The sequence below is a fragment of the Sphingosinicella sp. BN140058 genome (assembly GCF_004135585.1).
GTDB lineage: Bacteria > Pseudomonadota > Alphaproteobacteria > Sphingomonadales > Sphingomonadaceae > Allosphingosinicella.
This window is the reverse complement of the sequence record NZ_CP035501.1, coordinates 4,765,320-4,788,727: the sequence shown is the minus strand read 5'-3', so window position 1 is coordinate 4,788,727 and position 23,408 is coordinate 4,765,320. Positions and strand designations below refer to the sequence as shown.

Here is a 23,408-nt window from a genome sequence, read left to right as displayed (position 1 = left end):
TTCAGACACGGCACGTGTCTGCGAGGGTTCGGACCGACATCAAAATCTGCCGTATTTACGGTCATTACGGTCGCCGGTTTACGGACCGTGGCTTCGTTCCTTTGGTCAGGCCCGCCGCCAGGTCGTTCCGCCGGCGCCGTCCTCCAGCAGAATGCCCTCCGCCGCCAGCGCGGCGCGGATGCGGTCGGCCTCGGCGAAGTCACGCGCCTTCTTTGCTTCGGTCCGTGCCGCGACCAGGGCGTCGATGCGGGAATCGCCCTCGCCCTGGAACCAGGCGGAGGCGCTGTCGGTGAGCAGGCCGAGGAGATTGGCCGAGGCCTTGAGCGTTGCCGGGTCGTCGAGCGCGGACAGGCGCGACAGCGCCAAGGGGGTGTTGAGATCGTCGGCGAGCGCGGCCAGCACGCCCTCGTCGATTGCGCCCGGCGCAGCGTCGCCCGCAGCGCGGTAGAGGCGGTCCAATGTCGACTTACTCTGGGCGATCAGCTGCGCCGACCAGTCGAGCGGCTGGCGATAATGGGCGGAGAGCAAGGCAAGACGCAAGGCTTCGCCCTTATGCCCTTCGCCGAGCAGATCGCCGACCAGCACGACGTTGCCGAGGCTCTTCGACATCTTCTCGGAGCCCGCCATCGACAGGAAGCCGTTGTGCAGCCAGTAACGGGCGAGCGGCGCGCCCCGGTGGGCGCAGCGGCTCTGGGCGATCTCGTTCTCGTGGTGGGGGAAGATGAGGTCGAGCCCGCCGCCATGGATGTCGATCGTCTCGCCGAGATGGCGTTCGATCATCGCCGAGCATTCGATATGCCAGCCGGGACGTCCCCTGCCCCACGGGCTCTCCCATCCGATCACCTGCGGGTCGGACGGCTTCCACAAAACGAAGTCGGCCGGATCCTTCTTGTAGGACGCGATCTCGACGCGCGCGCCGGCAATCATCGCCTCGCGGTCGCGGCGTCCGAGCGCGCCGTAATCGGGATCGGCGGGGACGTGGAAGAGGACGTGGCCGTCGGCCTCGTAGGCGAAGCCGTCATCGATCAGGCGCCCGATCATCGCGATCATCTCGCCGATATGGTCGGTGGCGTGCGGCGCGATCGTCGGCGCGCGAACGCCGAGCGCGCCCATGTCGCCCAGATAATAGCGCTCGAAGCGATCGGTGATGACGGCCGGCTCGACACCCTCGCTACGCGCCGCATCGATGATCTTGTCCTCGATGTCGGTGACGTTGCGGGCGTAGACCAGCTTCTCCTCGCCATAGACGTGGCGGAGCAGACGGGCGAGAACGTCGAACACGACCGCTGGGCGGGCGTTGCCGATATGGGCCCGATTGTAGACGGTCGGCCCGCAGACATACATCGTCACGCGTTCGGGATTGGCGGGGACGAAGACGCGCTTCTCGCGCGCCATCGTGTCGTGGAAACGAAGCTCGATCATTGGCTTTCCGCGCTCTCGTTGGCCGGCGCCTGCTTGTAGCGCGGGTCGACCGGACGGCCGCGCCGCCACTCGACGAAGTCGACGATCGCCCGCCCGCTCGCCGACAGCAGGGGATAGGAACGCGACTTCGCCATCCATTCCGGCCGCACGGACTCGCGGCCCCAGATCGTGTCGTAGACGAGGTTGGCGCCGAGATAGAGCAAGGTGCCGATGATCAGCCCCTTCAAGGCGCCGAAGCCCGCCCCGAGAAACCGGTCCACCGGTCCGACCACCGACTTCTTGACGCCGCCGCCGATCTGACGGGCGACGAGCTTGCCGATCAGGAAGGTGATCCCGAACACCAGTGCGAAGGCGAGCACGGCGGCGCCCGAATGCGTGCCGACGCTGCCCTCGAGCGCGTTGGTCACCGGCTCGTGCAGCAATTTGAGGAAGACGATGGCGACGACCCACGCGGCCAGGGTCAGCACTTCGCCGACGAAGCCCTTGAACCAGCCCGTGACGAGGCCGCCACCGACAAGGAGAAGAATGACGATGTCGAGCGCGGTCATGCTGCGGTTGCTAATCGAGGAATGCGGCAAGGGGAAGGCTTACCTCCTCCTCTTACCTTCAGGGGAGAGGAGGCCTCAACGCCCGAGCAGAGCGTCGACCATTTCGCCCAAAGTTCGGAAGCCGGTCAGCGCCAGCCCGCCTTTCTCCTCCTTCAGCGTCGACGGCACCCAGGCGCGCTCGAAGCCGAGCTTGGCCGCTTCCTTGAGCCGCAGGCCGCCGTGGGAGACCGGGCGCAGTTCGCCCGACAGGGCAACTTCGCCGAACGCCACCGCCTCCGCCGCAACCGGGCGTTCGGACAAAGCCGACACCAGGGCCGCGGCCACCGCAAGGTCGGCGGCGGGGTCGCTGATCCGGTAGCCGCCGGCGATGTTGAGATAGACTTCGGCGGTCGAGAAGCTGAGCCCGCAGCGCGCCTCCAGCACCGCAAGGATCATCGCCAGCCGCCCCGAATCCCAGCCGACCACCGCACGCCGCGGGGTCGCGCCGCTGGCGAGACGCACGGTCAGCGCCTGGATCTCGACCAGCACCGGGCGCGTGCCTTCCAGCGCTGGGAACACCACCGCGCCGGAAACGGACTCGCCGCGGTGCGTGAGGAACAGCGCGGAAGGGTTGCCGACTTCGTCGAGGCCATCCTCGCCCATCGCGAACACGCCGATCTCGTCGGTCCCGCCGAAGCGGTTCTTGGCGGCGCGCAGGATACGATATTGGTGGCTTCGCTCGCCCTCGAAGCTCAGGACGGTATCGACCATATGCTCGAGCACCCGCGGCCCGGCGATCGATCCGTCCTTGGTGACATGGCCGACGAGGACGACGGCGGTGCCGGTCTCCTTGGCGAAGCGGATCAGCTCGCCGGCCGAGGCGCGGACCTGGCTGACCGTGCCGGGTGCCCCTTCGATCAGATCGGAATGCATGGTCTGGATCGAATCGATGACCAACAAGGCCGGCGGCTTGCCCTCGCTCAGGGTGGTCAGGATGTCGCGCACCGAGGTCGCCGAGGCGAGCCGCACGGGGGCGCCGCCGAGGCCCAGGCGACGGGCGCGCAGGCGCACCTGGTCGGTGGCCTCCTCGCCCGAAATGTAGGCGACATCGAGCCCGCGGCCCGCGATCCGCGCCGCCGCCTGCAGCAGAAGGGTCGATTTGCCGATGCCCGGATCGCCGCCGATCAGGGTGGCGGAACCCGGCACGATGCCGCCGCCGAGCGCGCGATCGAATTCGCGAATGCCGGTGCTGGTCCGCTCCGGCAGCGGGATGTCGGAATCGAGCCCGACGAGCTGGACGGTCTGACCGCCGCCGCGCAGATTGTGCCGCGCCGAGAAGGGCGTCACGACCCCGCCCGCATCCTCGACGAGCGTGTTCCATTCGTTGCAATCGGGGCATTGGCCCTGCCAGCGGCTCTGGACGGAGCCGCAGACCTGGCAGACGTAGCGCTTCTTGGGTTTGGCCATGTCCGAACGGTTAGCCGCGCCGGCTGCCTCCAGCCAGCCCTTTCGAGGGAACGCCCACCCCCTCCTCCGCATTCACACCCTACCAGCAATGGAGAGTGCGCTTGTTCATTCAGATCCACGCCGACAATCAGATCCCCAGCGACAATGATCGCGACACGAGGCTCGAGGAGCAGATCCGCCAGCGTCTCGCCCGCTTCGAAGGGCGGATCACCGACGTCGAAGTCCATGTCTCCGACGTCAACGGCCCGCGCGGCGGCAATGCCGATCTGCGCTGTTCCATGGAGGCGCGGATCAACGGCATCCCGCCGGTCGCGGCGATCGACGAAGGCGCCGATTTCGATCGGGCTGTGATCGGCGCGGCCAAGAAGGTGGTGCGTGCCATCGATCACCAGCTCGGCAAGCTCGGCGATCGAAAGGGCCACTGAGATCATCGTCCGGGTTGCGAAGCCGCGCCGCCGACGTCATCAGGACGGCCGATGATCCGCGTCGCCAGCTACAACATGCGCAAAGCGATCGGCACCGATCGCCGCCGGCGGCCGGACCGCACGATCGACGTCTTGAACGAACTGGATGCCGATGTGATCGCGCTGCAGGAGGCGGACCGCCGCTTCGGCGCCCGCGCAAGCGCGATCCCGTTTCACCTGCTCGACGAGCATAGCGACTACAAGCCGGTGCCGTTCGAGGCCCGCGACGGCAGCATGGGCTGGCACGGCAACGCCCTGCTGGTGAAGAAGGATGTGGAAATCGTCGACAAGTCGATGCTGCATCTGCCCTCGCTGGAGCCGCGTGGTGCGGTGCTCGCCGAAGTCCGGCTGGCGGGCGAAACGCTGCGCGTCGTCGGCATGCATCTCGATCTTTCGGGCCTGTGGCGGCGGCGCCAGGCGCATACGGTGCTGGAGCATATCCATGCCCGCGAGGGCACGATGCCGACGGTGCTGATGGGCGATCTCAACGAGTGGAGCCGGCAGAGCGGCTGCCTGCGCGACTTCGCCCAGCATTGCCGCTTCGCCGATACGGGCCGCAGCTTCCACGCCCGCCGACCGGTCGCGCAGCTCGACCGGATCATGGTGACCAAAGGGCTCGGCATCGCCGAATGCGGCGTCCACGACAGCGCCACATCGCGAAAGGCGTCCGATCACCTGCCGGTGTGGGCGGTGCTCACCGTCGGCGACGATCCCGCGGAGGAGAGTCGACCGCACCATCCTGCGCGGATCGGCGCGTTCAGCCGTCTGCTCGGCACCGCCCGCAGGCACCGCGCCGCTTTGGCGGCGGCGAGACTACCGCGCCGGCAGCGCTGAGCGATTGCCTCAGTCGGCGCCCTGGGCGCCGTTGCCGACCGCTTCCGGCGCCGGCTGTGCGGGCGTCTCGCGCCCGTCGACGCCGAGCCAGTCGCGCGGTTCGAGCCGGTAGAGCATGTCCATCACCTCGAATTCGAGCCCGCCCGGCTGGTTGGTCGAGCTGTTCCAGAGCGCGACCACGCCCGATTTGAGCGCCGGATCGAACATCACCAGCGAACGGTAGCCGCGCACGCCGCCGCGATGGCCGACGACCTTGTGACCGGCATAATCGTAGATCCGCCAGCCCATGCCGTAACTCGCCGTCTTCAACCGTTCGCGGAACTTGCGCATGCGGCCGAGCTCGCCCGGCGTCGACACACGCGGCGACTGCACCGCTTCGAGCGCACGGGGCGTCAGCACGTTGGGCGCCAGGCCCATCTGCGCCTGCATCCAGATTGCGAGATCCTTGATCGTGCTGTTGACCCCGCCCGCCGAGGGCACACGGTAATATGGCTCGGTCACTTCGACCGGCTTGGAATGCTTGCCGCCGACATGCGGACGCGCCCAGCTCGCGGCCGTCACCAGCCCGTCGCGGCTCATATTGGCGCTGGTCATGCCCAGCGGCCGGAACAAGCGGTCGCGCACCGCCTGCTGGTAAGGCGTGCCGGTGACCTTCTCGACGACGTCCGAAGCGCCGTCATAGGCGACATTCTGATAGGCATGGCACTGGCCGGGCGCGCAGATCAGATTGAGCGAGGACAGAGCACCGCGGAGCATGCGGGGATCGGCGCCTTCCTCGAGCTTGTTGTCATAGGCATGGCCGGCGAGACCGAGGCTGTGGGACAGCATGTCGGCGACGGTCGCGCGCTGCTCGATGCCGCCCGGCAGCCGCATCCAGGGCGAATATTTGCCGATCGGCTCGTAGACCGACAATTTGCCCTCGTCAGCAAGCTTCGAGACCATGTCGCCGGCGACTCCCTTCGACACCGACGCCCAGCGAAACAGGGTGCCGACGCCGACCGGATCGGTGGTGCCGGCGGTGGTGACGCCATAGCCCTTGAGGAATCGGATCTGGCCGTTCTCGACGATGCCGACCGCCATGCCGATCATCTGGTCTTCGGCGATCAACGCCTGCAGCCGGCGGTCGAGCCGGGCATAATCGATCACCGAATCCGCCGCCTGCTGGCGCTCCTCGATCCGGGCGATCTGCTGATTGGAGATACCGACAGCGGAGTCGGCCCCACTTGCTTCCTCCTGTCGTGCCGGCCGCGTCGCCACCCACAGCACGAGACAGAGAAGAAGCAGGACGAGGACGAGGCCGCCGACCAGCGGCTTCGAAACGCCGGCGGGCCGCGGCTTGGACACTTTACGCTTCGGCAGCTTGCGCACTCCGATCGAACGAGAAATGAGGAAGGCCGACGGCAGCTGCCGCCGGCCTCTCCCCTATCGGACCCCCGACGCCGGGATCAACCCATCGGGCGACCGCGGCCGGGACACGGACTTACCAGATCCGGATACGGTCTTCAGGCTTCAGGTACAGCTTTCCGCCTTGAACCTTGAACGCCTTGTACCACGGATCGAAGTTGCGGACGACGTTCGGGCGAACGTGGCCCGGCGAGTGCGGATCGGTGGTCAGCAGGTTGAGCAGCAGCGGATCGCGATACTTGTTCCGCCAGACCTGGCCGAAGCCGAGGAAGAAGCGCTGGTCGCCGGTATAGCCGTCGATCACCGGTGCCTCCTTGCCGTTGAGGCTCAGGCGATAGGCATCATAGGCGATGTTGAGGCCGGCGAGATCGGCCATGTTCTCGCCGAGGGTGAGCTCGCCATTGACCTTGCTGCCGGGCAGCGGCTCATATTCGCCATATTGCTGGACGACCTTGGCGGTCATCGCCTTGAACCGCTCTACGTCCGTCGGCGCCCACCATTCGGCGAGATTGCCCTTGGCGTCGAACTTGCTGCCCTGATCGTCGAAATGGTGGGTGATCTCGTGGCCGATCACCGCGCCGATGCCGCCGTAATTGACCGCGTCGTCCGCATTCGGATCGAAGAAGGGCGGCTGCAGGATCGCCGCCGGGAACACGATCTCGTTGAGCAAGGGATTGGCGTAGGCGTTCACCGTCTGCGGAGTCATGCCCCACTCGCTACGATCGACCGGCTTGCCGATCTTGCCGAGCTGACGGAGATACTCGAACTCGGTCGCGCGCAGCGAATTGCCGACCGGATCGCCGGGCTTGACGACCAGCGCCGAATAATCCCGCCATTTGTCGGGGTAGCCGATCTTGGGCGTGAAGGCGGCGAGCTTGGCGCGCGCCTTGGCCCGGGTTTCCGGTGCCATCCACTCCAGCTTCTCCAGGCGGGCATCCATCGCCCGGATCAGGTTGCGGACGAGCTCGTCGGCCTTGGCCTTGGCGGCCGGCGTGAAATATTTGGCGACGTAGAGCTCACCCACCGCCTCGCCCATCGCGCCGTTGACGACGTCGGCGCCGCGCTTCCAGCGATCCTTCTGCTTGGGCGTGCCCGACAGGGTGGTGCCGTAGAAGGCGAAATTCTCGTCGGAAATCGCCTTGGGCAACATCCCGGCGGCGGCGGACAGGGTGCGGAAGGTCAGATAGTCCTTCCAGGTCTGCAGCGGCTCGCTCGCGACCAGCTTCGCCTCGCCGGTGAGGGCGCTCGGCTGGGTCGCGATCACCTGCGGCAGGCGATCGAGGCTCGCCGCCTTGAGGTAGGCCGCCCAATCGAAGCCGGGCATGCGCTCGCCGAGCCCATTGGTCGGCACCGGATTGTAGAGCTTGTCGATCTGGCGCGATTCGGCGCGGGTCCAGTGAGTCTGGGCGATCTTCTTCTCGAGATCGTAGATCCGCTTCGCCTTGCCTTCGCCGTCGGGAATGCCGGCGAGGCGGAACATGGTCGCGACGTGCGTCTGATATTTGGCCCGGGTCTCGACGAACTTCGGGTTGGTGTCGTCGAGATAGTAATCGCGGTCGGGCAGGCCGAGGCCGCCCTGGCCGAGATAGACGCCATATTGGCTGTTGTCCTTCAGATCCTGCTCGACGCCGGCGCTGAACGGAGTGGAGATGCCCATGCGATTGGCCTCGCCGAAGGCGCGGGCGAGGTCGCTCGGCGTGGCAATCGCGTCGATCTTGGCGAAGAAGGGCTTGAGCGGCGTGAGGCCGGCCTTCTCGATCGCCGCTTCGTCCATGAAGCTGGCGTAGAGATCGCCGACCTTGCGCTGGACGCTGCCCGCAGGCGCGTTGGTCTTCGCCGCCGCCTCGACAATGTCGCGGGTGCGCTGATCCGACAGATCGCGCAGCACGCCGAAGCCGCCCCAGCTCGAGCGGTCCGCCGGAATCTCGGTGGTGCGGTTCCAATTGCCGTTGGCGTAATCGTAGAAGCTGTCGCCAGGATTGACGCTCTTGTCCATGCCGGTGAGGTCGAAACCCCAGGCGCCGAGCTCCGGCGCGCCCCTGGCGGCGGCCGCCTGCTGGGCGGCAGCGGGAACGGCGGCTCCGGCGAGTGCGAACAGCGCCGCGCCGGACAACATCATGTGCTTGATCATATTGGGATTTCCCCACCCGATTTGCGATGGGGGTGGTCTAGCCAGCAGCACTCGCCTTGGAAAGACGCCGCGCGAAGCTAGCCGAAGATTTCCGCAAGAATGGCCAATTGTCGCAGGGACCGTCAGGCGTTGCGAACGATTTCCAGGCTGACCTGGGCCTTGCCGGCACCGAGCATCGCGATCTCGCGCGCGGCGGCGAGAGAAACGTCGATCACGCGGCGCTTCAGGAACGGACCGCGATCGTTGATGCGAACGATCACCGACTTGCCGTTGGCCTTGTTGGTAACGCGCAGCTTTGTGCCGAGCGGCAGAGTGCGGTGGGCGGCGGTCAGATCGCCTGGGTTGAACCGCTCGCCGCTGGCGGTACGATTGCCGGCGAGTTCCTTGCCGTAATAGCTCGCTTCGCCGCCGCCAATCGCCTCGAATTGCTGCTGAATTACGTCCTCGGAGGGAACCGCGACGGGGCTGGCGGGTTCTGCTTCCAACGTCGGGACAATGGTCGCGACGGCATCGATGCGGCTGGCGTCGGCTGCGACGGCGTGGCTCGGTCCGGTGGCCAGGAGGCCAGCAAGGACTGCGGTCACGGCGGCGGTCGTGGCGCCTTTGCGCATCGAAGAAAGCATATGGGAACCCCTCGGCTGTTGACGATGGGATCGGGCTAACCTGCGTTTCTAAACGAGTCTCGGTCGTTACGGCGACGTGAACCGATTCCGGGATGAACGGATGCGGTTCCGCTCGTCCTCGACAACTCATCGCATGCCTGCCACGCTTCGCCGATGCTTGAGAAGGAATTGCGGCTGGCGCTGATCTGTTACGGCGGAATCAGCCTCGCCGTTTACATGCACGGCATCACCAAGGAAGTCTGGCGGCTCGCCCGTGCCAGCCGCGCGCTGCACGCTGGCGAACCGTCCACGCGCGGTAGCGAGGAGGTCTATCGACGTCTGCTCGAAACGATCGCGGCCGAGTGCGAGATCGAACTTCATGTGCTCGTCGACATTCTCGCCGGCGCGAGCGCAGGCGGGATCAACGCGGTCTTCCTCGCCGAAGCGATCAGCAGCGGCCGTTCGCTGGATCCGCTGACGGACCTCTGGCTGGAGACGGCAGACGTCGACCGGCTACTCGATCCCGAAGTCAGCACCGTCTCGCGCATCGCCAAAGCGGCGGCGGTGCCGTTCGCCTGGGCGCTGTCCGCACGCCGCGGCGGCAACGTCGAGAAGACGGTGGAGCCGGAGCATCGCGAGGAAGTCCGCACAAAGCTCGCCAACTTCGTCCGCGCCCGCTGGTTCGCCCCTCCGTTCGGCGGCGCCGGCTTTACCGCGCTTCTGCTCGACGCGTTCGACGCAATGGCGGCGGCACCGGCCGGGCCGCCCCTGCTCCCCGACCACCAGCCGCTCGATCTGTTCGTCACCGTCACCGACTTCCACGGTTATCCCGAGCGGCTGCGGCTGCATTCGCCGGCCGAGGTGGTCGAGCGCGAGCATCGCCTGACCCTCGCTTTCTCCGATCCCGGCGGCCAGCGGCGACATCTCGGCGACGCAGCGGAGCTCGCCTTCGCGGCGCGGGCGACGGCAAGCTTTCCCGGCGCGTTCCCGCCGTTCAAGGTCGGCGAGCTCGACGCGGTGCTGGACGCCCGCGGCCGGCCTTGGCCGGGCCGCGACCGCTTTCTCGACCGCGCCTTGCCGCGCCACGCGGCAATCGGCGAAGTCGAGGCGGCGGTCCTGATCGACGGTTCGGTGCTCGCTAATGCGCCCTTCCGTCCGGCGATGCGCGCGCTGCGCAACCGTCCCGCCCGGCGCGAGGTGGACCGCCGCTTCGTCTACATCGATCCGAAGCCGGGCACCCGCGCCGTCCGGCTCGGCGCCAACGGTGACAGCGATCCGCCCGGTTTCTTCGCCACCCTGTTCGGAGCGCTCTCCGACATTCCGCGCGAACAGCCGATCCGCGACAATCTCGAAGCCATTGAAGGACGTTCGGCGCGAATTCGACGCCAGCAACGGATCGTCGCGGCCATGCGGCCGCAAGTCGAAGCAGCGATCGAGCGGGCGTTCGGGGCAACCCTGCTGCTGCTGCGTCCCTCCGCCAAGCGCCTCGCGGGCTGGCGGGCCAAGGCGCAGACCGTCGCGTCGCGGGAGGCGGGCTATGCCTATGCCGCCTACGGCCACCTCAAGCTCAGCACGGTGGTGGAAGAGGTCGCCGCTCTGCTGCTCGGCGATGCCGGGGACCGCGTGCGGCGCGAACAGATCCGGCAGGCGCTCTGGACATGGGTCCGCGCCCACGGCCTCAACGCGGCCGAGGCGATCACCGCCCTTGGTGCCCGCGAAGACGTGATCCTGTTCTTCCGCAATTTCGATCTGTCCTTCCGCGTACGCCGTCTTCGCTTCCTCGCCCGGCAACTCGGCGAGGCGGGCGCACGCGAGGGTTCGCCGCGCGAAGCGATCGAGCGTGCCCGCGAGACCGTATACCGCCTGATCGGCCGCTACACCGCCGCCGCGGCCGCGGTGGAGGGCGCGAGCTTCCCCGATGTCGAGGCGGCAACCGAGGATATGCTCGCCGCGCTGGCGGCGAAGCTCGGCCTCAAGGGGATCGACGATGCGGCGGATGCGGAGCTTACCGAGGTGCTCGGCCTGTTCCCGAAGTCCGAACGGCGGGCGCTGATTCTCGCCTATCTTGGCTTTCCCTTCTACGACATTGCCACTCTGCCCCTGCTGCAGGGTGAGGGCCTCGACGAGTTCGATCCGATCAAGGTCGATCGTATCTCGCCCGACGACGCCGGGGCCATTCGCTCCGGCGGTGCCGCGGCGACCCTCAAAGGCATTCAGTTCAACAGCTTCGGCGCCTTCTTCAGCCGGGCCTATCGCGAGAACGACTATCTTTGGGGGCGGCTGCACGGCGCCGACCGGCTGATCGAGATCGTCGTCTCCACGCTGCCCGACGGCGTGCACCTGCCGCCCGGAACCGTCGCCGCGTTGAAGCGCGACGCCTTCAGAGCGATCATGGCCGAGGAACGTCCGCGCCTCACTGCGATCGCCACCTTGTTCGAGGCGCTGGACGAGGAGATCGGCTGACCCTGCCCAAGCGGTGCCGAGCATGAGGTTGCACGCCGCCGCCAGCCGCCATAAGCAGGGCGGGACGCGCACGGGAGGCGCTGGAACGGATGCAATTCCTCAAGACCCTGTTCTGGGTGGTTCTGGCGGTGATCGCCGTCCTGTTCGCCAAGGCCAATTGGCTGAACGTCGAACTTCGTCTGTGGGGCGGCCTGGTCGCGGACGTGAAGCTGCCGGTGCTGATGCTCGGTTTCCTGCTGCTCGGCCTGCTGCCGACGATGCTGTTCTACCGCGCCCGCATCTGGGCGCTGCGTCGCCGGCTGGAGCCCCACGAGCGCAACGCCGCGATGACCGCTGCGTCGATCGGCGCCCCCGCGCCCTCGCCGGCGGCCCCCGTTGCGGTGGACAATGGCGAGCAGCGCCTCGCCACCGACAGCAAGGTGTGGCCGACGCCATGAAGAGCCCGATCTACGTCGCCATCGACACGCCCGATCTCGACCGCGCCAAGGCGATCGCCGCCCGTGTGCGCAACCATGTCGGAGGCTTGAAGCTCGGCCTGGAATTCTTCTGCGCCAACGGCCGGCAGGGCGTCCGCGAGATTGCCGACCTCGGCCTGCCGATCTTCCTCGATCTGAAATTGCACGACATTCCCAATACGGTCGCGAAGGCGGTGCAGGCGCTGCGGCCGCTCGATCCGGCAATCCTGACCGTGCACGCCGCCGGCGGCCGCGCGATGCTGGAGGATGCCAAGGCGGCGGCGCCTCAAGGGACCAAGGTCGTCGCGGTGACGGTGCTGACCAGCCTTGACGGCAGCGATCTCGAAGCAGTCGGCATCTCGGCCGATCCGCATGCGCAGGTCGAGCGCCTGTCCGCCCTTGCTCGGGAAGCAGGTCTCGACGGCGTGGTCTGCTCCGGCAACGAAGTCGCCGCCGCGCGCAAGGCTTGGCCCGACGGGTTTTTCGTGGTGCCGGGCGTTCGCCCCGCTGCGGCCCATGCGGGCGACCAGAAACGGGTGATGACGCCGCGCGCGGCGCTCGACGCCGGCGCCAGCATCCTCGTCATCGGCCGGCCGATCACCCAGGCGCAGGACCCTGACGTCGCCGCCCGCGCGATCGAGGCGACGCTCTGAGCCGGCGGCCCGGCTCCGGCGCACGGTAGACAAGACTCCCTTCCTGCCCCTATCCGACGTTCGATCAAGGAGCCCGAGTCCGGTCGACCCGGCGCGCGCGCCGCGCCGTCGATCCGAGGCTCTCAGGAGACATTCGACATGAGCTGGCTGAACCGAGTCCGCAACAGCATTCCGTTCCTGCCCAAGCGGGAAACGCCCGACAATCTCTGGCACAAGTGCCGGCAGTGCAACGCGATGGTGTTCACCAAGGAGTGGGAGGACAATGATTCGGTCTGTCCGCGCTGCGATCATCACGGCCGGATCGGGCCCAAGGCACGCTTCGACCGCCTGTTCGATCCCGGCTATAGCGTGCTGCCCTCGCCGCAGGTCCGGGAGGATCCGCTCAAGTTTCGCGATTCCAAACGCTATCAGGATCGAATCAAGGCGGCCCGGCAGGCGACCGGCGAAAGCGACGCGCTGCAGAATGGCCGCGGCACCGTCGACGGCAAGCGCGCCGTCATCGGCGTCCAGGATTTCGCGTTCATGGGCGGATCGATGGGCCTCGCCGTCGGTGCCGCCTTCGTCGAAGGCGTGCGCGCCGCCATCCGCGACCATGCGCCCTACATCATCTTCACCGCCGCCGGCGGCGCCCGCATGCAGGAAGGCATCTTGTCGCTGATGCAGATGCCCAAGACGACGGTTGCGATCGCCGAGCTGCGCGAAGCCGGTCTGCCCTACATCGTCGTGCTCACCGATCCGACCACCGGCGGCGTCACCGCGTCCTACGCAATGCTCGGCGACGTCCAGATCGCCGAGCCCGGCGCACTGATCGGATTTGCGGGGCAGCGGGTGATCGAATCGACCATTCGCGAGAAGCTGCCCGAGGGCTTCCAGCGCGCCGAATATCTGCTGGCGCACGGCATGATCGACATGGTCGTTCACCGCAAGGAGCTGAAGGCCACCCTCGCCCGCCTGATCGACTATCTCGTCCCGGAAAGACAGGCGGCGTGAGAACCCTCCCCTCCCCTTCAGGGGACGGGTCGGGGGCGGGGCAGAGCCGGGTACCAATCCGCCGAACCTGCGACTTCCGACTCCCCCTCTCCCCGGTCCTCTCCCCTGAAGGGGAGAGGGAGAAGAGGCCGTAATGGCCGATCGTGCCGTTTCGGACGATCCGGCGGTCCAGCGCCAGCTCGACCGGCTCGCGACGCTCTCCCCCGGAGCAGACATTCTCGGGCTCGAACGCATCTCGGCGCTGCTCGCCCGGGTCGGCAACCCGGAGCGCGACCTGCCGCCGGTCTTTCACGTCGCCGGCACCAACGGCAAAGGCTCAACCTGCGCCTTCCTGAGGGCGGCGATCGAAGCGGCGGGGCTCAGTGCTCACGTCTACACCAGCCCGCATCTCGTCCGCTTCAACGAGCGCATCCGGATCTCGGGCTCGTTGATGGAGGATGCCCTCCTCGCCATATTGCTGGAAGAGGTGCTCGACGCCGGAGCCGACATCGGCGCCAGCTTCTTCGAAGTGACGACGGCGGCCGCCTTTCTCGCCTTCGCCAGAACGCCGGCCGACGCGTGCATCGTCGAGGTCGGGCTCGGCGGCCGGCTCGACGCGACCAACGTCGTGCCCGCGCCGGCTGTTTGCGGGATAGCCCAGCTCGGCCTCGACCATCAGGCGTTTCTAGGCAACCGGATCGAAGACATCGCGGCCGAGAAAGCCGGCATCGCCAAGCCCGGCGTGCCACTGGTCACGCTCAACTATCCCGAGCCCCTCGCCGCGCGGATCGACGCCGCAGCCAAGCAGGCGGGCGCCCCATGGCTGCCTCGCGGCAGCGTGTGGGACGCGGCAAGCTACCGCCAGCGCCTCCATTATCGCGACGAAGGCGGCAAACTCGACCTTCCCCTGCCCCGTCTGGCCGGCGCCCATCAGGCTGCCAATGCCGGGCTTGCGATCGCCATGCTCCGTCACCAGCAGGCTGTCCCGATCCGCGATTCCGCCCTGCGCGCCGCGATGGGCTGGGCCGACTGGCCGGCGCGGCTGCAGCGGCTCGAGGACGGTCCGCTCCACGCCCTGCTGCCCAGGGGCGCCGAGCTCTGGCTCGACGGCGGCCATAATCCGGCGGCGGCCCGCGCGATCGCCGATTTCTTCCGCGGCCACGTGCCAAGCGATCGCCCGTTCCACGTCGTCTTCGGGCTCTTGTCCAACAAGGACGCGGCGGGGGTGCTGAAGCCGTTCGGCAACCGCGCGATGACGCTCCACGCCATCCCGGTGCCGGGGCACGAGCATCACGCGCCTGCCGACCTCGTCCAGGCGGCGCGGGGCGCAGGCATCAGCGCGGTGGCGGCAAGCGACGTCGAGAAGGCGCTCGGCTGGATCGGCCGCCATGCCGATCGCAGCCAGCCGCCGATCGTGCTGATCATGGGGTCGCTCTATCTCGCCGGCGACATCCTGCGCCGCAACGAGCAGCCGCCAATCTAGGCGCTGCGCAGCTCGGCGAGCGTGCGAGCGGCCCAATCATACATTTCGGCGTCGCGGCTGCGCTCGAAGCGGTCGATGCGCTTGGCGCGCCGTTCCGCTTCCTCGAGCACCGGTACGGCCTCGGCGTGGCGGTCTAGGCGGATGAGCAAGGCGGCTTCCCGACACTGCGCCTCGGCGCCCGCGAGGCGTTCGCCGACGTCCCGGTAGAGCGCCAAGGCGGCCTCGCTCTCGCCGAGATCGTCGAGGCTGCGCGCCAGCAGCAAGGCGGTGCGGTCATTCTCGCTCGGCGATCCCGACGGCGCGAGGCTTTCGAGCAACTCCCGGGCGCCCGTGGCCTGCCCGGTTTCGAGTTCGGCGCGGGCCAGCTTGACCTTGGTCGCCCGGTCATTGCCGCCGGCACTCTTGGCCAAGGCCTGGTTATAGTGGACGATCGCATCGTCCCACGCGCCCGCGTCCGCCAGAGCATCGCCGAGCGCGATCCTGTTCGCTGCGGTGTCGGCCGTCTCCAGCGCCTCGCGGGCATTGCGGATGTCGCGTTCCGGATCGAGCTTCCGGCTCGCCGCCGCCTTGACCGCCCGCACCTCGCGCCGGCCGGCATATGCGGGCAGGATCTCGAACCAGGCGTAAGCGAGGCAACCGAGCACCGAGAAGAACAGGATTACCATCAGCCACATGGAATTGCGATGGTTGCGCACGCAATGCACCGCGCACGCGATCTGCAGCAGCAGCGACAGGCCGATCAGATGCATGAATATCCCCCCAAGACGCCGTTCAGGCCGGCTTGACCTCGCCCGGCGGCGGTGCCGCGTCCTCCGCCTCGCTCTTGGGCTGGCGCACGGTCTCGACGACGAACCCCTTCCGCCACAATGCCCACAGCAGGATCATGCCGGGAAGCGCCACCACCATCGTCATCATCCAGAAGCCGGGCCAACCGAGCTTCTCCGCGGCGATCCCGGCCGGCGAGGACAGCCAGGTGCGGCCAACCGCTGCGAAGGACGAGAGCAAGGCGAACTGGGTCGCCGTGTAGGCGAGATTGGAGAGGCCTGACAGATAGGTGACGAAGACGGTGAGGCCCATGCCGCTGGTCACCTGCTCGGTGACGACTGCCGTGGTCAGCCAGAAGTTCGAATGCCCCTGCATGGCCAGGATCGCGAACACCAGATTGCTGAACATCATCAGCAGGCCCGAGATGAACAGAGCGCGCCCCATGCCGAGCCACGCCATGAATGGCGCCGCGAGGCCCGTACCGACGATCAATCCCCAGAAGCCGACGCCCTTGTTGATGACGATGAACTCGGTATCGCTGAAGCCGAGTTCGACGATCATCGGGTTGAGCATGATCTGCCCCATCGCGTCGCCGAGCTTGTAGATCAGCACGAACAGCAGGATCAGCACCGCGCCGCGGCGGCGGAAGAATTCGCGGAAGGGCCCGACGATTGTGGTTTCGAGCCACAGTCCGAAGCTCTGCCGCGGCTCGGTGGCGAGCACCCGATCGTGGAGGCCCGGCCCGGCCCACAACGCCGCGAGCGCCCCCGGCAGGACACAAAGGCCGGTAAAGCCATAAGCCTGGGCCCAACCGAGATTCCATCCCTCGGGCGAGGCCATCGCGATGGTGCCGACGCCGGCGATGAACGCGCCCAGCCGATAGCCGAACTGATTGTTGGCGGTGCCGTGCGGCAATTCCTCGTCGGACAGGATCTCGATACGATAGGCATCGACGACGATGTCCTGGGTCGCGCCGAGGAACGAGGTTGCGATCGCCCAGAAGGCAAAGGCGCCGAGATGATTCGCCGGATCGCTCGCGCCAAGCATCCACACCGATCCGAACAGCAGGGCCTGGATGAAGAACAGCCATGCGCGTCGCTGCCCGAACAGACCGGTGAGCAAAGGCAGCTTGACCCGATCGATGAACGGCGCCCACAGGAACTTGAGCGTGTATGGCGTGGTGAGGCCCACGGCGAAGCCGATTGTCTTCTTGTCGATGCCGACCTTGGTCAGCCAGAAGGTCATCGTTCCGAGCAACAGGGCAAGCGGGAACCCGCTCGAAATGCCGAGCAAGAGGGCTGCGATCGGACGCGGCCGCACATAGGGCGCCATGGTTGCACGAAATCCACCGCGACCCGCGGTGGCAGAGCCTGCTATATCGTTCATGGCGCCTTTTTAACGAAGGATCGCCGGCCGCCTAGCCATTTCGTCCCGGCTCGCACGGGCTTGCCTTCCGCGCAGCGCGGACGCAGTCTCGGGGACATGGACATGCAGAGCAGCCGTCGCCCGACATCGGGCCAGATCGCGCTTGCCGAGGTGGTTGCACGCGGCGAAAGCATGCATGGCGATCGGATCACCACGATCCCCGCCTCCGTCTACACCGATGCCGGGCGCTACGCGGCCGAAGCGGCGGATATCTTTGCCCGGATGCCGCAAGTGATCGCGCCCTCGGCGTTGCTGCCCCGCGCCAACATCGCAGTGCCGCACGACGGATTCGGCATCCCGCTGCTGCTCACCCGTGATCGGGACGGCACCGTCCATGTCTTCTACAATGTCTGTCGCCACCGCGGCACGCGGCTGGTGGAAGGCGCGGAGCCGCAATGCGCGCCCCGGCTCGTCTGCCCCTACCATGCCTGGGCCTATGCTCTGGATGGAAGGCTCGCCGGGGTGCCGCGCGGCGACAGCTTTCCGGGCCTCGACAAGGACGGCTTCGGGCTGCGCGAGCTGCCCTCGGTCGAAGCCGGCGGGCTGATCTGGTTCGCCCGCGATGCGGCGGAGTTCGGCGATGCGCGGGCGCTCGCCCCCGAATTCGACGCCTTCGGGCTTGCCGACCATCATCTCTATCGTCGCAATGTCCACGACGTCGCCGCGAACTGGAAGCTGATCATGGACGCCTTTCTGGAAGGCTATCATGTTCAGCGCCTGCATGCGCCGACGATCGGCAAGTTCTTTGCCGACGGAGTCACTGCGGGCGATGCGATCGGCCGCCACCAGCGCTCAGCCGTCGGCCGCGCCGAACATCTCGCGGCGATCGATCCGGAGGACTGGCCTTCGCTGAGGAGCAGGATCACCTTCGCCTACCAGCTCTTCCCCGGAACTGTGGTGGTGGTCAGCCCCGATTACGTGAACCTGATGGTGCTGATGCCGCAGGCGGTCGACCGCACCCTGGTCGAGGATTTCATGCTGATCCCCACTCCGCCCGCCTCGCCCGAGGAAGAAGCACATTGGGCGAAGAGCTGGACCTTGCTCGACCAAGGCGTGTTCGGCGGCGAAGATTTTCGGGCGGCGGCGCTCGGCCAGCAGGGGCTCGCCTCGGGATCGATCGAGCTTGTGACGCTCGGCACGCTCGAGACCGGGATCCGGCTTTTCCACGACGAGATCGAGAAAGCGCTCGCCTAAGCCGTTCGTTTCAGACCGGATGCTGATAGAGGCTGAGCCCGGCCGGGACCCTCTTCACCTCGCCGCCCTGCAATTTCCTGTCGAGCGCGGCGAGGGCGTTCTTCAAAATCTTGTCCGTATAGGGCTTGGCCAGGCAGCCGATCCCGAGGCTGTGTGCCTCGACGGGGCAATTGCCGGTGACGAACAGCACCGGCACGTTCTTGGCCGCGGCGGCGCGAGCGACGTCCATGCCGTCGCCGTCGCCGCGCAGCTTGATGTCGGACAGAACGAGATCGATCGCTTCCTCGGCGAGCACGCGCACCGCCTCGGCAAGACTGTCGACCGTCGCGATCACCTCGTAGCCCGCATCCGTCAGCAGATATTCGTTGTCGAATGCGATCAGAGGCTCGTCCTCCACGATCAGGATCCGCCGGATAGCTCTTTCGCGTTTGCCGAACAGCATTATATGCGCAGTCGCCCTCCGTTGATCGGTGTAGGTGCGTAACGAGCGAAGAGGCTGCCGGTGCCGCAGCCAAATCGTCGATCTGGCGCGATTTTCCGCCTATCCGGCTTCAACGTGGAGACCTCCCCTGCAACCGCCCCGCCGCCCCTCCGGACCCAAGAGCCCCAAACCCCCGCGCCGCGGCGCCGCAGCCCGTGGCAGACCCCGCGATGCGGCTGGTGCGGCCGAGCGCCCGATCGGCAGAATCGCCCTCCCGAAACGCGCGGCGTCGTCCGATCGGGCGGCCAGACCCAAAAGCGACGAGCAGGCCCGGCCCGACCGTCAGCGGCAGGAATCGCCGTCCCGTGATCGCCCCGACCGGGCCGCTGGGAAGCGGAGCGGAGCGGTGCGAGCCGACCGTGCACCCCGTTCCGAAAGCGCACGCGATCCTGCCGATTCGCGACCGGCACGGCGCGGCGTGCGGGGTGATCATGCCGACCCGCGTCGCGGCGCCGAGGGCGAGCGCGAAGCTCGTGCCTCGCGGGCCGAGGGTGGTGGACGCGCAGATCGTTCCGCCGTGCGTCGCGGCAGCGAAGGCGAACGCGCCCGGCCAGGCGCACGCACGCCGCGCGGAGACAGGCCGGAAGAGCGATCCGCTCCCGTCCGAGGCCGACGCGGGCCGGCCGAAGCCAAGCCTGCGGGACGCGCCGAGCGCGCCGAGCGCGGCGCGAGCGATGCTGCGCCGCCCGCCAAGAGCCGCCGGGTGCGTGCCGACGGATCGGCAGCCGTATACGGCACCGGCAGGCCGAACGTACGGGCGGAGTCGCGCTCCCGCGGTGAGCGAACCCGGGAGCGTGGCCCGGCCGCGGTCGCACCTCGCGAAACCCGGTCGCGCGGCGAGGGACGACTGGCACCGGCGCGGCGAGCCTCGGTGGAGCCGGTCGCTGCCGAGCCGGCGGCGATCAAGAGCGCGCCGCAGCGTATCGCCAAGCTGCTCGCCCGCGCCGGGGTCGCCTCGCGTCGCGAGATCGAACGGATGATCGAGGAAGGCCGGGTCGCGATCGGCGGAGTCGCGGTAGAGACTCCGGCGACGATCCTCAGCAGCCTCCAGGGCGTCACCGTCGACGGCAACCCGGTACGCGCGCCGGTTGCTGCGCGCCTGTTCCGGTACCACAAACCGACCGGTCTGCTCACCACCGAGCGCGATCCGGCCGGGCGTCCGACCATCTACGACCGCCTACCGCGCGAGCTGCCGCGGGTGGTTCCGGTCGGACGGCTCGATCTCAACACCGAGGGTCTGCTGCTGCTCACCACCGACGGCGAGTTGAAGCGCCAGCTCGAATTGCCATCGTCCAAGATCCCGCGCACCTACCGTGCTCGTGCTTTCGGAGAGATCAGCCAGAGCCAGCTCGAGGATCTGATCACCGGGGTGGAGATCGAGGGCATACGCTACGGATCGATCGATGCGAATCTGGAGCGCCGAACCGGTCGCAACGCCTGGATCGAAATGACGCTGACCGAAGGCAAGAATCGCGAGGTCCGTCGAGTCCTCGAATATCTCGGCCTCCAGGTCTCTCGCCTGATCCGGGTTCGCTACGGTCCCTTTCACCTCCAGGACCTGCCCGCCGGCGGCGTCGAGGAGGTTCGGCAGCACGAACTCGTCCAGTTCCGGAAGGAATTGAAGTGAGCGGAAGCTGTGATCCTCCCCGTTCCGGGGAGGGGAACCGCACGCAGTGCGGTGGAGGGGGCTGGTTGCAGCGCCGTGCGAGTGGAGACCCCCCTCCACCCCCGGCTGTGCCGGCGGTCCCCCTCCCCGTTCCGGGGAGGATCTGATGCGCATCATCGCCGGCAAATGGCGCGGACGGGCGATCGCTGCGCCCAAAGGACAGGCGACCCGTCCAACCTCCGATCGGGCACGCGAGGCCTTGTTCTCGATGCTCGCCAGCCGCGTCGGCAGCTTCGAGGGGCTGCAGGTTGCCGACATCTTCGCCGGCTCCGGCGCACTCGGCCTCGAAGCGCTGTCACGCGGCGCGGCCCATTGCGTGTTCGTCGACAATGATCGCGCGGCCCTTGATGCGATTCGCGCCAATCTCGACGCGCTCGGCGGCGATGGCGACATCCGCGCAGGCGCAGCGGAGCGAATCCGCCTCGTCCAGCCGCTCGACCTCGTCTTCCTCGATCCGCCTTATGGCAGCGGTCTCGCACTCACCGCGCTGGCCAACCTTCCGGTGGCGCCCGGCGGCTTCGCGAGCATCGAAACCGCGCGCGACGAGACCGTCGAGATGGAAGGCTTCGAAAAGGAGGTCGAGCGCGTCTACGGAAAGGCGAAGATAAGCCTGCTTCGTCGCACGCCCTGAATCAGCCCGAGCGGCAAGGGAGATCGGTGCATCGCGCTTGCCGCGCGGGCCCATGTTCCCTACCTGTTCAGGCGTGACCCAAAGCATCGCCACCGCCCACGAGCCCGGTTACCTCCGCGGCCTCAACGAACCGCAGCGCGACGCCGTGCTGACCAGCGAAGGGCCGGTGCTGGTCCTCGCCGGCGCCGGCACCGGCAAGACGGCGGCGCTGACCGCACGGCTGGCCCACCTGATCGCCACCCGTCGTGCCTGGCCGTCCGAGATCCTGGCGGTCACCTTCACCAACAAGGCCGCGCGCGAGATGAAGGAGCGGGTCGGGCGCATCGTCGGAGACGCGGTCGAGGGCATGCCCTGGCTCGGCACCTTTCACTCGGTGGCCGCCAAGATGCTGCGCCGTCATGCCGAGCTGGTCGGGCTGCAGGCGAACTTCACCATCCTCGACACGGATGATCAGCTGCGGCTGCTCAAGCAGCTGATCGCCGCCGCCGACATCGACGAGAAACGCTGGCCGGCGCGGCTGCTCGCCGGCTGCATCGACCGCTGGAAGAACCGGGGCTGGATCCCAGCCCAGGTCGACGCCGGCGAGAGCGAGACCTATGCCAACGGCAAGGGCGCCGAGCTTTATGCACGCTATCAGGAGCGGCTGAAGACGCTCAACGCCTGCGATTTCGGCGATCTCCTGCTGCACATGCTGACCATCCTCAAGACCAACCGCGAAGTGCTGGAGCTTTATCAGCAGCGCTTCAAGTATATCATGGTCGACGAATATCAGGACACCAACCAGTCCCAATATCTCTGGCTTCGATTGCTCGCCCAGGAGCGCAAGAACATCTGCTGCGTCGGCGACGACGATCAGTCGATCTACTCGTGGCGCGGTGCCGAGATTGCCAACATCCTGCGCTTCGAGAAGGACTTCCCGGGCGCCAAGATCATCCGTCTCGAGCAGAATTACCGATCCACCCCGAACATCCTCGCCGCCGCGTCCGGCCTGATCGCAAACAATGGCGGGCGTCTCGGCAAGACCCTTTGGACCGAGCATGACGAGGGCGAGAAGGTCCAGGTCGTCGGCGTCTGGGACGGTCCTGAGGAAGCGCGGCGGATCGGCGAGGAGATCGAGGCGCTGCAACGCCGCGGCGGCCACATTGCCGACACTGCGATCCTGGTTCGGGCCCAGTTCCAGACTCGCGAATTCGAGGATCGCTTCATCGCGATCGGCCTGCCCTACCGGATCGTCGGCGGCTTCCGCTTCTACGAACGCGCCGAAATCCGCGATGCCCTGGCCTATCTCCGGATCATCGCCCAGCCCGCCGACGACCTAGCCTTCGAGCGGATCGTCAACACGCCCAAGCGCGGCCTTGGCGACAAGGCGGTGCAGAAGATCCATGCCGTCGCGCGCGCCTCCGGCCTGCCATTGCTCGGCGCCGCCGCGCAGATGCTAGACACCGACGAGCTCACGCCGCAGGCGCGCCGGGCGCTCGGCAATTTCGTCGGCGATTTCGCGCGCTGGCGGAGCAAGCTAAGCGAGCTTCCGCACGGCGAGCTCGCCCGCCTGGTCCTCGACGAGAGCGGCTACACGGCGATGCTTCAGGCCGATCGCTCGGCCGAGAGCGCGGGCAGGCTCGAGAACCTTGCCGAGCTCACCCGGGCGATGGAGGAATATGAGACGCTCGGCGCCTTCCTCGAACATGTCAGCCTGGTCATGGAGAATGACGCCGAGCGCGATGCGGAGAAGGTCACGATCATGACCATCCACGCGGCCAAGGGCCTGGAATTCGGCACCGTCTTCCTTGCCGGCTGGGAGGAAGGCGTGTTCCCGTCGCAGCGTTCGCTCGACGAGGGCGGCAACAGCGCGCTCGAGGAGGAACGCCGCCTGGCTTATGTCGCGATCACCCGCGCGCGGCACAAATGCTTCATCTTTCACGCGGCCAACCGTCGCATCTACGGTCAGTGGACCTCGTCCATCCCATCCCGCTTCGTCGCGGAGCTTCCCGCCGCAAATATCGAGCAGGAAAGCAGCATGTCCGGCGGCGAAAGCCTGTGGCGAGCGAACTGGTCGGAACGCGCCGATCCGTTCGCCGACGTCGCCCGCGGCAACAGCCGCGGCCCCGGCTGGCGCCGCGCCGTCACCGGCGGCTTCGACCGCAACCCGCCCCGCATCGTCGAGGTCAAGGCGAGCGCCGTCTCGCTCGGCAACAAGGGCCGCGACGACATCAGCCTCGGCCAGCGGGTCTTCCACAGCAAGTTCGGCTACGGCAAGGTTGCCGAGATCGAAGGCAACAAGCTCGAGATCGACTTCGAACATGCCGGACGCAAGCGGGTGCTGGACAGCTTCGTCGATCTGGCATGAGGTAAGGGGACGGCTGAAAGCCCTC

The 23,408-nt window shown here is 67.5% G+C and carries 19 protein-coding genes and 1 pseudogene; 11 read left to right on the top strand and 9 right to left on the bottom strand.

The window, feature by feature from the left end; translation table 11 throughout:
- Positions 1-105 precede the first annotated feature (105 nt).
- The 3 genes from cysS to radA all read right to left on the bottom strand — a co-directional run bounded on the left by cysS (position 106) and on the right by radA (position 3,416).
- The gene (gene cysS, locus ETR14_RS21615; RefSeq protein WP_165356566.1) at positions 106-1,422 is read right to left on the bottom strand and encodes a cysteine--tRNA ligase; all 1,317 of its coding nucleotides are present in this window, start codon (positions 1,420-1,422) and stop codon (positions 106-108) included.
- Complete coding sequence (locus ETR14_RS21610; RefSeq protein ID WP_129388802.1) at positions 1,419-1,970, bottom strand: CvpA family protein; 552 nt, start codon at positions 1,968-1,970, stop codon at positions 1,419-1,421. Before ETR14_RS21610 ends, cysS begins: the two co-directional genes overlap by 4 nt.
- A gap of 75 nt (positions 1,971-2,045) precedes the next feature.
- Positions 2,046-3,416 (bottom strand): DNA repair protein RadA, encoded by a 1,371-nt coding sequence (gene radA, locus ETR14_RS21605; RefSeq protein ID WP_129388799.1) that lies wholly within the window; start codon positions 3,414-3,416, stop codon positions 2,046-2,048.
- 101 nt (positions 3,417-3,517) lie between these two features.
- Between radA and ETR14_RS21600 the strand changes: the two genes are divergently transcribed.
- Together ETR14_RS21600 and ETR14_RS21595 are read left to right on the top strand one after the other, a co-directional pair.
- A complete protein-coding gene (locus tag ETR14_RS21600) occupies positions 3,518-3,841 on the top strand; it encodes an HPF/RaiA family ribosome-associated protein (RefSeq protein WP_129388796.1) in 324 nt (107 codons plus the stop codon).
- Positions 3,842-3,892: 51 nt separating this feature from the next.
- A pseudogene (locus ETR14_RS21595) lies at positions 3,893-4,582 on the top strand (endonuclease/exonuclease/phosphatase family protein); the annotation flags it as partial.
- 141 nt (positions 4,583-4,723) lie between these two features.
- Here ETR14_RS21595 and ETR14_RS21590 read toward each other — a convergent pair.
- The 3 genes from ETR14_RS21590 to ETR14_RS21580 form a co-directional block, all read right to left on the bottom strand.
- Positions 4,724-6,082 carry a serine hydrolase gene (locus ETR14_RS21590; RefSeq protein WP_129388790.1) on the bottom strand — a complete coding sequence of 453 codons (1,359 nt, stop codon included), beginning with the start codon at positions 6,080-6,082 and terminating at the stop codon, positions 4,724-4,726.
- Positions 6,083-6,194: 112 nt separating this feature from the next.
- Positions 6,195-8,249, bottom strand: a complete 2,055-nt coding sequence (locus ETR14_RS21585; RefSeq protein WP_129388787.1) for a M13 family metallopeptidase — start codon at positions 8,247-8,249, stop codon at positions 6,195-6,197.
- 122 nt (positions 8,250-8,371) lie between these two features.
- Positions 8,372-8,833, bottom strand: a complete 462-nt coding sequence (locus tag ETR14_RS21580) for a septal ring lytic transglycosylase RlpA family protein (RefSeq protein ID WP_243455630.1) — start codon at positions 8,831-8,833, stop codon at positions 8,372-8,374.
- Positions 8,834-9,025: 192 nt separating this feature from the next.
- Here ETR14_RS21580 and ETR14_RS21575 point away from each other — a divergent pair, with 192 nt between their 5' ends.
- From ETR14_RS21575 to ETR14_RS21555, 5 genes are all read left to right on the top strand, one after another.
- On the top strand, positions 9,026-11,314 hold the full coding sequence (locus ETR14_RS21575) for a patatin-like protein (RefSeq protein WP_129388781.1): 2,289 nt from the start codon (positions 9,026-9,028) through the stop codon (positions 11,312-11,314).
- Positions 11,315-11,403: 89 nt separating this feature from the next.
- On the top strand, positions 11,404-11,751 hold the full coding sequence (locus ETR14_RS21570; protein WP_129388778.1) for a hypothetical protein: 348 nt from the start codon (positions 11,404-11,406) through the stop codon (positions 11,749-11,751).
- Positions 11,748-12,422 (top strand): orotidine-5'-phosphate decarboxylase, encoded by a 675-nt coding sequence (gene pyrF, locus ETR14_RS21565; protein WP_129388775.1) that lies wholly within the window; start codon positions 11,748-11,750, stop codon positions 12,420-12,422. The genes ETR14_RS21570 and pyrF overlap by 4 nt, the downstream gene beginning before the upstream one ends.
- 138 nt (positions 12,423-12,560) lie before the next feature.
- Positions 12,561-13,412 carry an acetyl-CoA carboxylase, carboxyltransferase subunit beta gene (gene accD, locus ETR14_RS21560; protein ID WP_129388773.1) on the top strand — a complete coding sequence of 284 codons (852 nt, stop codon included), beginning with the start codon at positions 12,561-12,563 and terminating at the stop codon, positions 13,410-13,412.
- Between the two features lie 133 nt (positions 13,413-13,545).
- On the top strand, positions 13,546-14,874 hold the full coding sequence (locus ETR14_RS21555) for a folylpolyglutamate synthase/dihydrofolate synthase family protein (protein ID WP_129388770.1): 1,329 nt from the start codon (positions 13,546-13,548) through the stop codon (positions 14,872-14,874).
- On the opposite strand, the gene ETR14_RS21550 is transcribed toward ETR14_RS21555, so the two are convergent.
- Entirely contained in the window at positions 14,871-15,623 is a 753-nt protein-coding gene (locus ETR14_RS21550; protein ID WP_129388767.1) for a tetratricopeptide repeat protein, read from the bottom strand. The two genes, ETR14_RS21555 and ETR14_RS21550, sit on opposite strands and share 4 nt — an antisense overlap.
- A gap of 22 nt (positions 15,624-15,645) precedes the next feature.
- On the bottom strand, positions 15,646-17,025 hold the full coding sequence (locus ETR14_RS21545) for an MFS transporter (protein ID WP_129388764.1): 1,380 nt from the start codon (positions 17,023-17,025) through the stop codon (positions 15,646-15,648).
- 96 nt (positions 17,026-17,121) lie between these two features.
- Here ETR14_RS21545 and ETR14_RS21540 point away from each other — a divergent pair, with 96 nt between their 5' ends.
- Positions 17,122-18,258: an aromatic ring-hydroxylating dioxygenase subunit alpha gene (locus ETR14_RS21540; protein ID WP_129388761.1), complete on the top strand. Its 1,137-nt coding sequence runs from the start codon at positions 17,122-17,124 to the stop codon at positions 18,256-18,258.
- A gap of 10 nt (positions 18,259-18,268) precedes the next feature.
- Here the strand turns inward: ETR14_RS21540 and ETR14_RS21535 are convergent, their stop codons facing one another.
- Entirely contained in the window at positions 18,269-18,655 is a 387-nt protein-coding gene (locus ETR14_RS21535) for a response regulator (protein WP_371416717.1), read from the bottom strand.
- 787 nt (positions 18,656-19,442) lie between these two features.
- On the opposite strand from ETR14_RS21535, the gene ETR14_RS29370 reads away from it, so the two are divergent.
- The 3 genes from ETR14_RS29370 to ETR14_RS21520 all read left to right on the top strand — a co-directional run bounded on the left by ETR14_RS29370 (position 19,443) and on the right by ETR14_RS21520 (position 23,383).
- Positions 19,443-20,366, top strand: a complete 924-nt coding sequence (locus ETR14_RS29370; RefSeq protein WP_243455629.1) for a pseudouridine synthase — start codon at positions 19,443-19,445, stop codon at positions 20,364-20,366.
- Positions 20,367-20,511: 145 nt separating this feature from the next.
- Entirely contained in the window at positions 20,512-21,036 is a 525-nt protein-coding gene (rsmD, locus tag ETR14_RS21525; protein WP_129388752.1) for a 16S rRNA (guanine(966)-N(2))-methyltransferase RsmD, read from the top strand.
- 73 nt (positions 21,037-21,109) lie between these two features.
- Positions 21,110-23,383 (top strand): ATP-dependent helicase, encoded by a 2,274-nt coding sequence (locus ETR14_RS21520; RefSeq protein ID WP_243455628.1) that lies wholly within the window; start codon positions 21,110-21,112, stop codon positions 23,381-23,383.
- Positions 23,384-23,408 lie beyond the last annotated feature (25 nt).

Coding starts and splice junctions, on each gene's coding strand:
- cysS (WP_165356566.1), bottom strand. CDS start 1,422: ATGATCGAGCTTCGTTTCCACGACACGATGGCGCGCGAGAAGCGCGTC.
- ETR14_RS21585 (WP_129388787.1), bottom strand. CDS start 8,249: ATGATCAAGCACATGATGTTGTCCGGCGCGGCGCTGTTCGCACTCGCC.
- ETR14_RS21575 (WP_129388781.1), top strand. CDS start 9,026: ATGCTTGAGAAGGAATTGCGGCTGGCGCTGATCTGTTACGGCGGAATC.
- ETR14_RS21610 (WP_129388802.1), bottom strand. CDS start 1,970: ATGACCGCGCTCGACATCGTCATTCTTCTCCTTGTCGGTGGCGGCCTC.
- ETR14_RS21540 (WP_129388761.1), top strand. CDS start 17,122: ATGGACATGCAGAGCAGCCGTCGCCCGACATCGGGCCAGATCGCGCTT.
- ETR14_RS21555 (WP_129388770.1), top strand. CDS start 13,546: ATGGCCGATCGTGCCGTTTCGGACGATCCGGCGGTCCAGCGCCAGCTC.
- radA (WP_129388799.1), bottom strand. CDS start 3,416: ATGGCCAAACCCAAGAAGCGCTACGTCTGCCAGGTCTGCGGCTCCGTC.
- ETR14_RS21550 (WP_129388767.1), bottom strand. CDS start 15,623: ATGCATCTGATCGGCCTGTCGCTGCTGCTGCAGATCGCGTGCGCGGTG.
- rsmD (WP_129388752.1), top strand. CDS start 20,512: ATGCGCATCATCGCCGGCAAATGGCGCGGACGGGCGATCGCTGCGCCC.
- accD (WP_129388773.1), top strand. CDS start 12,561: ATGAGCTGGCTGAACCGAGTCCGCAACAGCATTCCGTTCCTGCCCAAG.
- pyrF (WP_129388775.1), top strand. CDS start 11,748: ATGAAGAGCCCGATCTACGTCGCCATCGACACGCCCGATCTCGACCGC.
- ETR14_RS21545 (WP_129388764.1), bottom strand. CDS start 17,025: ATGAACGATATAGCAGGCTCTGCCACCGCGGGTCGCGGTGGATTTCGT.
- ETR14_RS21570 (WP_129388778.1), top strand. CDS start 11,404: ATGCAATTCCTCAAGACCCTGTTCTGGGTGGTTCTGGCGGTGATCGCC.